This is a genomic window from Halalkalibacterium halodurans, from assembly GCF_004376175.1.
GTDB classification, from domain to species: domain Bacteria; phylum Bacillota; class Bacilli; order Bacillales; family Bacillaceae_D; genus Halalkalibacterium; species Halalkalibacterium halodurans.
In genome coordinates this window covers 1-11,394 of sequence record NZ_SNUY01000063.1, presented here as the reverse complement: position 1 = coordinate 11,394, position 11,394 = coordinate 1, and the positions used below count along the sequence as shown (strand labels likewise).

The 11,394-nt window shown below is 45.1% G+C and carries 12 protein-coding genes; 9 read left to right on the top strand and 3 right to left on the bottom strand.

Annotation, left to right across the window (positions count from 1 at the left end):
- The 7 genes from E2L07_RS16680 to E2L07_RS16650 form a co-directional block, all read left to right on the top strand.
- Positions 1–700, top strand: a 700-nt coding sequence (locus E2L07_RS16680) for a transposase (RefSeq protein WP_134230123.1), incomplete at its 5' end; no start/stop codon positions are given.
- Positions 701–1,044: 344 nt separating this feature from the next.
- Complete coding sequence (gene yycF / locus E2L07_RS16675; protein ID WP_010900151.1) at positions 1,045–1,755, top strand: response regulator YycF; 711 nt, start codon at positions 1,045–1,047, stop codon at positions 1,753–1,755.
- The gene (walK, locus tag E2L07_RS16670) at positions 1,755–3,578 is read left to right on the top strand and encodes a cell wall metabolism sensor histidine kinase WalK (RefSeq protein WP_134230118.1); all 1,824 of its coding nucleotides are present in this window, start codon (positions 1,755–1,757) and stop codon (positions 3,576–3,578) included. Before yycF ends, walK begins: the two co-directional genes overlap by 1 nt.
- A complete protein-coding gene (locus E2L07_RS16665; RefSeq protein WP_134230117.1) occupies positions 3,575–4,894 on the top strand; it encodes a YycH family regulatory protein in 1,320 nt (439 codons plus the stop codon). The genes walK and E2L07_RS16665 overlap by 4 nt, the downstream gene beginning before the upstream one ends.
- Entirely contained in the window at positions 4,881–5,669 is a 789-nt protein-coding gene (locus tag E2L07_RS16660) for a two-component system regulatory protein YycI (protein WP_134230116.1), read from the top strand. Before E2L07_RS16665 ends, E2L07_RS16660 begins: the two co-directional genes overlap by 14 nt.
- Positions 5,670–5,683: 14 nt before the next feature.
- The gene (locus E2L07_RS16655; protein WP_053432374.1) at positions 5,684–6,478 is read left to right on the top strand and encodes an MBL fold metallo-hydrolase; all 795 of its coding nucleotides are present in this window, start codon (positions 5,684–5,686) and stop codon (positions 6,476–6,478) included.
- A gap of 247 nt (positions 6,479–6,725) precedes the next feature.
- The gene (locus E2L07_RS16650; RefSeq protein WP_053432375.1) at positions 6,726–7,946 is read left to right on the top strand and encodes a S1C family serine protease; all 1,221 of its coding nucleotides are present in this window, start codon (positions 6,726–6,728) and stop codon (positions 7,944–7,946) included.
- Between the two features lie 80 nt (positions 7,947–8,026).
- On the opposite strand, the gene E2L07_RS16645 is transcribed toward E2L07_RS16650, so the two are convergent.
- Genes E2L07_RS16645 through E2L07_RS16635 form a run of 3 tightly spaced genes read right to left on the bottom strand, consistent with a single transcriptional unit; the run spans position 8,027 to position 10,489 of the window.
- Complete coding sequence (locus tag E2L07_RS16645) at positions 8,027–8,593, bottom strand: hypothetical protein (RefSeq protein ID WP_134230115.1); 567 nt, start codon at positions 8,591–8,593, stop codon at positions 8,027–8,029.
- A gap of 18 nt (positions 8,594–8,611) precedes the next feature.
- A complete protein-coding gene (locus tag E2L07_RS16640; RefSeq protein ID WP_134230114.1) occupies positions 8,612–9,103 on the bottom strand; it encodes a hypothetical protein in 492 nt (163 codons plus the stop codon).
- An 18-nt stretch (positions 9,104–9,121) separates the two neighbouring features.
- A complete protein-coding gene (locus tag E2L07_RS16635; protein WP_243854982.1) occupies positions 9,122–10,489 on the bottom strand; it encodes a hypothetical protein in 1,368 nt (455 codons plus the stop codon).
- Positions 10,490–10,506: 17 nt separating this feature from the next.
- Here E2L07_RS16635 and E2L07_RS16630 point away from each other — a divergent pair, with 17 nt between their 5' ends.
- On the top strand, positions 10,507–11,097 hold the full coding sequence (locus E2L07_RS16630; RefSeq protein ID WP_208402083.1) for a hypothetical protein: 591 nt from the start codon (positions 10,507–10,509) through the stop codon (positions 11,095–11,097).
- The gene (locus E2L07_RS20930; protein WP_166740107.1) at positions 11,094–11,234 is read left to right on the top strand and encodes a hypothetical protein; all 141 of its coding nucleotides are present in this window, start codon (positions 11,094–11,096) and stop codon (positions 11,232–11,234) included. The genes E2L07_RS16630 and E2L07_RS20930 overlap by 4 nt, the downstream gene beginning before the upstream one ends.
- Positions 11,235–11,394 lie beyond the last annotated feature (160 nt).

Sequence of the window (11,394 nt, the reverse complement as noted above, 5' to 3'; positions counted from 1 at the left end):
CTTTATCGCGCTCCATGTAGAAATGCCGCGAACGCCTCATCGTTGCCCATCCTGCGGGGAGAGAACCGAGAGAATCCATGATTACCGCATCCAAAAAGTTCAACATCTCAAGCTCTTTGAACGGTGGGTGTATCTATTCTATCGAAAGCGCCGGTACGCGTGCAGATGCGGGAAGCGGTTTGCGGAGAAAGCCTGTTTTGTAGAGCGATATCAGCGTCAGACAGTGGAATGGAATCAAGCGTTTCGCTTACGGCTCATTCAAGGGAAGAACTTTACGGACACAGCGAATCAATTCCAAACGTCCGTGACAACTGCCATGCGCCGGTTTGATCAATTGGCGGCCCCCCTCGTGAAGAAGGTGGATCACCTTCCTCCTCGGATTGCGATTGATGATTACAAAGGGGATACGAAAGCGGGGAAATATCAAGTGATCATTGCGGATGCAGATACACGGAAGCCACTGGATATCTTACCGGATCGTAAAGCCGATACGCTTAAACGATATCTTCAAGAGAAGGGTCAACAGACCGAGATCTTGAATAGCTTCGCGTTTGGCTTAAACAATGGTTTTATTGAAGGACTGAATAATCAAACGAAGGTGATTAAGAGAAATGCCTTTGGTTTTCGGCGTTATGATCGCTTGCGAAGCCGTATTCTCATGCATCATCCATTCAAACATCAAACATTCGGGGTAGGATAAGAGGGGCTCGCCCTCCTATGCCACCCCAACATTTGACTAAGAACCCTCCATCATGATGAATTGGCTCTTCTCATTGGACGTACCGTGCGTTTTCCATTATTCTTAAGATAGATTTAACTTCGACAGACACCGCTCCTTTACTCAGAAAAGGGGCTTTTTACACGCGGGGAGCAACAACATTTTCTACAACGCCCCTCGCTTTACCAAAGGGGTTCGGCTGACCGATCGCGAATGACTATAGTTTAGAGGTTAGACAAAAAGTGGCAGGGGTTCTTGCCGCGATTTAAGGGAGCATATGTTACAATACTAAAATAGAGAGCTTGTGGAAACGGAGCGGATGAACAATGGAAAATAAAAAAATTCTAGTTGTTGACGACGAAAAGCCAATTGCAGATATACTGAAATTCAATTTAGAAAAAGAAGGGTTTACCGTCATATGTGCCTATGATGGAGCTGAAGCTGTGGAACAGGTGAATCAGGAAAAGCCGGATTTAATTTTGCTAGATATCATGCTACCGAATAAAGACGGTATGGAAGTGTGCCGAGAGGTTCGTAAGCAATTTGAGATGCCGATCATCATGCTGACCGCAAAAGACTCGGAAATCGATAAAGTGTTAGGCCTTGAATTAGGGGCCGATGACTACGTGACAAAGCCATTTAGTACCCGAGAGCTATTAGCGAGAGTGAAGGCGAATTTGCGTCGTCACCAAACATCTGGCGACGATCAACTCTCGTATAAGGAAATCTCAGTCGGAGATTTATCGATCCACCCAGAGGCCTATCTCGTGAAAAAACGCGGAGAATCCATCGAACTCACTCATCGGGAATTTGAGCTTATACATTACTTAGCCAAGCATCTAGGCCAAGTGATGACCCGTGAGCACCTGCTGCAGGCTGTATGGGGCTATGATTACTTCGGAGATGTCCGCACAGTCGATGTCACCGTTCGTCGCCTCAGAGAGAAAGTAGAGGACAATCCTAGCTATCCAACGTGGATTATTACACGCCGTGGAGTCGGGTACTATTTGCGTCACCCTGAGCAGGAGAATGCTTAATGGAGCGAAAGGTCGGCTTTTTTAAATCGATTCAATTTAAGCTCATCATCATCTACGTGCTGCTCATTTTAATTGCCATGCAAATCATGGGCGTGTATTTTACGCGTCAGCTAGAGGATCAGCTCGTAGAAAACCATTTTAACATGCTTGATGAGCGAGCGGACCTTTTAGCCTATAGCTTAGTCGAACCGTTAACAGCGCAATGGGAGGACCGTGCAGAATTGACAGCGGAAGTGAACAGCTTGCTGCGGGATCTCTTTTCCATTGAAAACTCAGAGGTGCAGGTGATCGACGCCAATCGTGTCGTCATCGGTACGTCCAATTTATCAAATCAAAACATTATCGGGCAGCTGAGCTCTGAAATCCCGGTACGACGGGCGTTAATCGGCAATCGTGACGGCCCTGGCTCGATCTACCGCGATCCGCAAACCGGAAATCGCATTCGCGTCTTGGCTGTACCGATTCGTGATGAAGAAGCGATTGTCGGTGCCCTTTACATCGAAGCTTCTATTGAGGACATTTATGACCAGATGCAGGATATTAATAGTATTTTAGCGAGTGGGACGCTCATTGCCGCCAGCATTACCGCCCTATTAATGATCCTCCTTTCACGGACGATTACTGGTCCGATTTTAGACATGCGTAAGCAGGCGTTGCGCATGGGGTATGGGGACTTCTCTCGAAAGGTAAACGTCCACAGCACCGATGAAATCGGTCAGCTCGCTATGTCGTTTAACGACTTGACGATGAAGCTGAAGGACGCCCTTTCTACAAGGGACCAGGAACAGAAGAAGCTCCGATCTGTCCTGACACATATGACAGATGGAGTAATTGCGTCCGATAAGTATGGGAAAATTATTTTAATGAACAAGCGGGCCGAGGAAATGCTCGGCGTGAGCTATGAAGAGGTACAGGGAACCCTTTTGCCTGAACTGTTAAACATTAGTGAAACGTTTGCAGTCGATGAATTATATGATTACAACGATAGCGTCCTGCTTGATTTTAGCACCGAGGAAGATTATTTAATCCAAGCGAGCTTCTCCGTTATTCAAGAGGATGAAGGACCTGTAAATGGCTTAATTACGGTGCTTCATGATGTAACAGAACGGGAAAAAATCGAGCAAGAGCGACGAGAGTTTGTCGCCAATGTGTCTCATGAGCTGCGAACACCGCTGACGACGATGAAAAGCTATTTAGAAGCGTTAGATGATGGCGCGATGAACGATCCAAACCTAGCGCCCCGCTTCCTACATGTAACGCAAAATGAGACAGAGCGCATGATTCGTCTCGTCAATGATTTATTGCAGCTTTCAAAAATTGATACCCATGATTACAAGCTGAACCTCTCATGGGTGGACCTTGGACCGTATTTGCATGACATGATTGATCGTCATGAAATCATCGCCAAGGAGAAAGACATTCATTTCATTCGCAAAATTACGAAGCACGCCACCTTTGTGGAAATCGATCAGGACAAGCTCACACAAGTCATCGACAACATTTTGTCGAACGCGATGAAATATTCCCCAGAAGGAGGCGACGTGGCGATCACCTTGCTGCATCAAGGCCACAATGTACGCGTCAGCATTTCCGATCAAGGAATGGGGATTCCGAAAGAAAGCCAAACGAAAATCTTTGACCGGTTTTATCGCGTAGACAAGGCGCGGGCCCGGAGCGTTGGTGGCACAGGGCTAGGGCTTGCGATTGCAAAAGAGCTTGTTCATGCCCACGGAGGGGAAATTTGGGTTGAGAGCAAGTACAAGGTTGGAACGACGATCTACTTTACGTTGCCTTATTCCACGTTCAAGGGGGAAGAAGCGTGAACTATGAAAACATCAAAACCGTCCTCCTCACTGGACTTGTGATTATGAGCTGGGTCCTCACTTGGCAACTGTGGACGTTTCAACTGGACTACGCGGTCTTAGATAATGAAAACAACTATGAGGAATTGATCCGTCTTGAAGAAGAGCGCTCCATGAATGAAGTGATCGTTCCCGAATCGATGATCGTCCATGGGGGAGATGAAGAGTATTACATCGTTCGTCCGGACCTTGAGCAACATAAAGACTTTTTAGCAACAATGAGCGAGACGACCTTCATCGACGATGACATGAGAGTACAACACCCGTTTGCCAGTGCTCCGACAGGCATTCAACTCATTTACCCTACCTCGATTCCGAGCGAATTGTTTGTCCATTTGTTTGATGTGGAGGACGAGGATTTTCTACTGCCACTCACGTCGATCAATCGCATCTACTTTTACGTGGAGCCTGATGAAGGGGTCGTGGCTCAGCTTCTTTCTCTTTTTGATGAACAAGTGGTGACGATCAAAACGGATATGAGCCCTTCGGATCTTGAAGCGCTCATGGAAGATACGGATGACTATATGGCGGCCACTTCTGTCGTCATGGGAATGCACCAGCAAAATCAATACGTCCCAGTGGATCACACTCATTTGCCGACACTCTCGTATACGGCGACGATGCTGTCATCGATGCAGTTTTCGCAAGCGTTGTTTACCGATCCGAGTGCGGTCAGCATGTATCATCAATCAAACGGGAAGGACGATTCTTACACGGATGGGAACCGCATCATTTCCGAACAAGGCGGCGGCAACTTTATGGAATACACGAACCCCGTCTTCTCGGAAACGACGGAACGAAGCGGTAGGCACATCATTCAGGCGAGCTTTGATTTTATTAACAGTCACGGGGGATGGACCGATCAGTACATCCTTGACGACTGGCAATCGTTCGGAACGCGGGATCTCGTATCGTATCGTTTGCGGGTGAACGGCTTTCCGGTGATGAGCTTTCAAGGCGAAGATTTAATGAAGCTAGATTTAGTCCGACGGGGCTCAGGGAATCAACCGACTGAATATCGCCGGCCTTTATTTGACATTGACAATCAGCCGATTGATGGAGGGAAAAAGGAGCTTCCTTCTGGCGAAGAAGTGCTAGACGCCTTAAAAGAGCGAGAAGATTTCAATCCTAGATCCCTTGAGAAAATGGTAATCGGCTACGAGATGGTGAAACCGTCCTATGTGATTGCCGAGCCTTTCTGGTTTGTAAAATACGACGGGCGGTGGGAAAAGATTGATTTGACAGCAAAGGAGGAAGTGACTGATGGATTGGAGTAGAACGAAGTCCATATTTATCATCATCTTCCTGTTGATTAACCTTTTCCTCACTTGGCAGCTACTCGATAAAAAAAGCGCCAATCAAATTGCGATTTTAAACGAGTCTAGCATTCAAGAAATTTTAAATGATAACAACATTTCCATTCATGTGGAACTACCAGAGATCAAGCCATCCGGCCTACATCTTGTCGGAAAAAAGAAGGAATGGACCCAAGCCATGGTCGATGTCGTGCCTCTTCCAGCGGACAACCTTTCGTTCCCTGAACCGACTCGGCTTGTCGCTACACTGGATGAGCCCTACCCGATCTCAGACCAAAACATGGGACAGCAACTGCGAAGCTTCGTCAATACGTATGTTCTGAACGGATCGGCCTATCAGTTCGGAGCCTTTGACCAAGACAATAGAAGACTGCCGCTGTACCAACAATATGAAGGGTTTACAACGTACACCTATGAAGACGGGCAGCTCGTATTAAATTTTAATGAGAAGCAAGAAATCATCGGATACGAGCAATCGATCCTTGAATTTGAGGAACACGGGCGGGAACATGACCTCATGTCAAGCCTGCGGGCGATCGAAGGCCTTTATACCGATCAGCTTTTGCGCATGAACCAAGCCGTAACTGCGATCGAATTTGGCTACCATAGCCTCGTGCATCAAGAAGGAGCCATCCAAGTGTTTGCCCCCATGTGGCAAATTACCGTCGTCGATGAGCAAGAAGGCGAACAGAACACGTACTTAATCAACGCCATTGGCGGTGAGATTATTCAGTAAGAGGGAGAGAAACGATGTCGTTGCGATTTAGTGTTTTAGCGAGCGGGAGTACGGGAAATGCTCTTTACGTGGAGACAGATAAGCAAAAGCTGCTCGTTGACGCTGGGCTGAGCGGCAAAAAAATGGACGAGCTGTTCCAAAAAATTGACTGCGACCCGAGTCAACTCAACGGAATTCTCGTCACCCATGAGCATAGCGATCACATAAAAGGGGTCGGCATCATCGCGCGGAAATACAACCTTCCCATTTACGCTAACGCCAAAACATGGCAAGCGATGGAAAAGGCTCTCGGAACGCTCACAACCGACCAGCGGTTTCATTTTGAAATCGGTGAGGTGAAGACGTTTGCCGACTTAGAAGTGGAATCGTTCGGCGTGTCCCACGATGCCGCTGAGCCGATGTTTTACGTCTTTCACCACGATGGGAAAAAGCTTGTCCTTGCGACCGATATGGGCTATGTAAGTGAACGGATTAAAAAGACGATCGAAAACGCCGATACACTCATTTTTGAGGCCAATCATGATTTAAACATGCTCCGAATGGGGCGGTATCCGTGGAATGTCAAACGGCGGATTTTGAGCGATGTGGGCCATGTCTCCAATGAAGATGCGGCGTACGCGCTAGCCGAGGTGATTGGCGACCGTACCGAGCGAATCTATCTCGCTCACCTAAGCTTGGACAATAATATGAAAGAGTTGGCTCGGCTCACGGTCGAGCAAGTGTTACAGGAACAAGGATTGGCAGTTGGCGAGCGGTTCCGCCTCTATGATACCGATCCATATAAGCCGACGCCCCTCGCAGTCGTGTAAAAGTCTCCTTTTTTCGGAGGCTTTTTTCTTTATGGATGAACTGCTTTCATCATGTCATCGGAACGTGCGTCAATTTCCCACGGTTAAAGGTGCAACTTCCATGATTAAGCGTCAATGTTGTTGGCAATTCTATTAGAAGTATAAAAAATTGTGCAAATAGGCCTAGTCGGCTAGCGTAATGAAAAAAGCCTTATATAATAAGGATAAATGGACTATTTCCATTCATAATAAAGGTGGGTGATATCATATGGGGTACTATGATGAACACGTATCTAATCGAAATGAAAAGCAAAAAGGCGCAAGACGAGGAATTGGCATTTCTGCATTTATCGGTGCTATTTTAGGCGCACTTCTCGTTCTTTTTTCGGTACCGGCTCTCTCAGGTCTTGGCTGGCTACCTTATGAAATAGACTCAGGAGCACCCACAGAAGAAACAGGTCAGCTGACGGAAGCACCTAACGACATCGAAACGGTCAATTATGCCGTAAATTCAGATGTCTCTCAAGCGGTAGAGAAAGTATCTGACGCCGTCGTTGGGATCGTTAGCATGACAAATGGCAGCATGTTCTCCTCCTCAGAGGAAGAGGAAGGGACAGGATCTGGAGTCATTTACAAAAAAGAAGGCGATCGGGCGTTTATCGTCACGAATGAGCACGTTATTTCCGGTGCTAATCAAGTCGAGGTCGTGTTAACCGACGGCTCCCGCCTCCCAGCTGAAGTGCTAGGATCAGACGTTTTCACGGATTTGGCGGTTCTCGAAATTGACGGGTCTGACGTAGAAACCGTTGCTGAATTCGGGAACTCCGACCTTCTCAGCCCAGGTGAGCCGGCGATCGCGATCGGAAATCCGCTGGGGTTACGCTTCTCAAGCTCTGTCACTCTCGGAATCATCAGTGCGACCGAGCGAAGCATTCCAATCGACTTAACAGGCAACGGACAAATCGACTGGCAGGCCGAGGTGCTGCAAACGGATGCAGCGATCAACCCTGGGAACAGCGGCGGCGCACTCGTGAACATCCAAGGTCAAGTGATTGGGATTAACTCAATGAAAATTGCGCAAAGTGCTGTTGAAGGCATTGGCTTTGCCATTCCATCGAACCTCGCGATTCCAGTCATCGAAGATTTGGAGTTTTACGGTGAGGTGCAGCGTCCACAGATGGGTGTCGCCTTCCGTTCACTAAGTGAGATTCCGAGCTTCCATTGGGAAGAGACGCTTAAACTCCCTGAAGATGTGAAGGGCGGCGTCGTGATCACCGACGTGGTACCGATGTCACCTGCCGAAACAGCCGGATTGCGGCAGTACGATGTCATCGTCGAGCTCAACGGTGAAGACATTAACGACGGCCACGAATTACGGAAATTTTTATATACCGAATTGAACATTGGGGACGAAGTGGAAGTCACCTACTACCGCGAAGGGAAAAAGGAAACGACCACATTAACCCTAGTCGAACAACAAAGTTCATAAATCGCTAAAGCCCCCTTCAGAAGCCAAATAGGAGCTTCGAAGGGGGCTGTTACAATTACTTGATTGTATCTAAACACCTTTCAATACAACGGATCATTGTCAGGTTTCTCGATCTCTTCAATCACTTCTCCATCTTTTGTCATCATATAAACCGACGCATTAAATATCTCTTCAGATTCTTCTTCGCTTGCTATATAGAACCAATAGCGTCCACGGCTATCTTCATTTTCGATGATCGTGGCTGTATGTATCTCACCATCTGCTGTTTCAATTTTGATTTCATGAAAATCTATAGAATGGAGCGCCAGACCAACTATAACAGCATACTCATTAAAAGCTAAGGATCGTCTCTCTTCTCTAGCACTTATTGAAAGGCTGCTCTCAAAAGTCCAACCTAGCAAGTTCTTCTTTAATTGAGCAACTGCAAGTTTTCCCCCTCTCTCCCACATACCACCCCACTCATAAAAGACGAGAGCCTTGTTCTGATCCATCTTTTCAATATGAATGAGTGTTACAGAGTCTGAGTATACTCTATTCACTTCCTCTTCTATTTTCTGTGCTTCATCCTTTATTATGTTTGTCATGACATAACCACCGACGAACAACACAGCAACTAGACCTAAAATGATCTTCCACTTCTTTGACATAGATCCACCACCCAATGACTAATGATCCTCTTCTTCAAGCCCTAACTCCACTAAGACTGGTCCTAAACTAAAACTTCTATAAAAAATATAATCCTCCAGGCTACTTTCAGGTACTCTCTCCCCCTCAGGTAAAGCATCTGTATCTTCAATCATTTCCTGTTGTATTTCATGAAAAGGTATCTTCAGGAAAATTTGACTCACCTCGAACCAATCTTCTCGCTCTACCACTTCGTCTGGATAACCGGCCTCTGGGTATAGCTCTGTGACTGCATTCCACCGTTCCATTATTCGATCTGTATCTTGGCTTGGAAAAAATTCAACATCATTCGGGTCTTTACCTGTATGTTTAACATCAAGCCAGAACATTTTTGCAATTGCCTCATTCCTGTACTGAGCTAGCTTCAACTCTTCATCCGCATTTTTCTTTTCGTTATGCAAATAGACCCCTAGAATGATTCCTGCGATGACCAATATGATGACGATTAGTCGCTTTTTCGTTGATCCTTTCATCGTTCTCCACCTGCCTGACTAATTTCTATTTGCAATCTCTTCCACTGTTTGATCATTTCTCTTTGACTCATCAAAGATATATACGTATAATTCTGGATTAATTTTGTCAAAGTCATCGACGTGATTTGCAAGAAATTCGCTAATTTCATACCAGTCTTGTTGAATTATCGCTTGTTCAGGATAAGGTATATCGGGATTAATACTGTGCGCTTCTCTCCACCGACCCACAATATCATGAGTAGCAACACTAGGGTAAATCTCAGCTCCTGCTCGATTTTCATACCACTTTGGGCGTTCCGATATAAGAAGGTTCGCTTTAAGCTCTCCGGCTATCCCCTTTGTCTTAGCAGACGTGAGTCTTCTTCCTAGATCTTCTTTGCCATCGTTGTATTTTCTCCCTAGATTAACTAAGCCAACTACTTGTCCGAGTGCACTTCCACTCTTTATAGGGGATTGAACGTTAACTACTTCTTTCTTTATAAAATTTTCCGTATAATCATTATATTTTTTAAGCAACTCGTTCGCCTCATCTTCATTTGACTGTAACAAAATATTCTGCCCTACCAGATAAGTCACCCTTGAAACATCTGCCTTCCCGTCTAATTGATGGCCTTCTCTTGCTAAAAATTCCTCTCGTGTCTTCAAACTATAAACACTTACTACAGGCGTTGTTTGAAGGGCTGTTTCAAACGCATAGGTTTGTTTTCGAGCGCCTGGGACGTACTCATAAGAAATCCACTCTACCCGTGCCCAAACATCCGTATTTTCATATAGGCGTTTATTCTCTTCAAGAGCGACTTGATAATTCTCAATCAATGCTAAATATGACCTTAATTTATAGATTGAGATCATTTCTTCATAAGAAAGCTCCTTTTCCAATTGACGATTCCCACTAAACAAATAAGCCTGTATAAGGGCGATTTCATCATCAAGGGTAGTTTCAGATGTAAGTACGGTATGATTGAGGCGATAAACTAATTCATCGATCCGATCTTCACTGATCATCTCGGCAATGCTTTCAATTTCTTTTCGCTTTTCAGCACCGAGGAAAATGTGCTGTAAGAAGAAATAGAGAAGTTCCCTTTCTGTATACGTTAAAGCTTCTCCGGCAGCAAATTTTTGTACAATCGGTTTGATAAGGGCTCCATCTTGAAGAATGTCTCGAAGCGCATGAGCATCCAAAGTCTCCAAATCAATTTCCGATGCTTTCGTATGTAGGGTCATATCTTGAAAGTATGATCTCACATCCTGAATATTAACACCGTTTAGAAGAGGGCCTCCGTTAGTAGTCCACTCGATTACTTGCTTTAATATGGCTTTTAGTTCGTTCATTTCTCTTTGAAGCTCTCGCATCAAGGTCATGCCTTCATGATCAAGTTCATACAGCCCTTCGACTACATCCTTTGCATGTTTTCGGGCATCATCAACTCGGTCTCAATCAGCACAATAATGCTATTAATCTATGTAAAGAGGCAATAGAGATAGCGTCCTCGAACGACATTCCGTTTCTGAAAGTCATAGGATACTTTAATTTAGGAGTTTATAACGAATATTTAGACAACCTTCAAACAGCTAGGAATTCGCTTGAGACAACCCTTGATATAGACTATCCAAAAGACATTAAAAAGGACACATATTTAGCAATTAAGTACATGTTGGCGAGAGTATTGTTCAGAATGGATTTGATAGAAGAAGGTAGGGAGTGGCTCAATGAGTCAAAAAAATTGGCTGAGGAAATAAATGAACAGACGTATCAGACAAAGATATCCATCATTCAATCCATTTACCTAGAGCCAAACGAATCCTCTCTTGATGATGAATTGGAAAAATTAAAAAAGAAAAAATTGTGGCACGATGTTTCAGATTTAAGTGCAATTGCTGGGCGTCATTTCAAAAAGAAGGAAATGTATGAACTGGCAACGAAATATTTAGTCGAGGCTTTAAAAGCGAAAGAATATACTTCTTCATTACAAGAGGAGGCTGAGAGAATATGAAAAAAACAATGTTAAAGTTTCTTGTAGCTAGTATGGCTCTTGGAATGATTATTTTAAACCAAGGGTATATTAGCCAAACTTCTTCATCCTCAAGTGACGACTTTACGACTCAAGAGTTAGGGCGTAGTGGAAATTGACATATTACAGTGTATTCCAGTGAAATACACAAGAGGTAGTGCCAAAAGTTCTATGAAAAACTAGCACGGTTCATACTACCTACCATTTATTAGGTGGAAATGCCACGCTATCGCTCTTGACAAACACACCAATGGTTTATTCAGAGGTCAATCAAGGGCG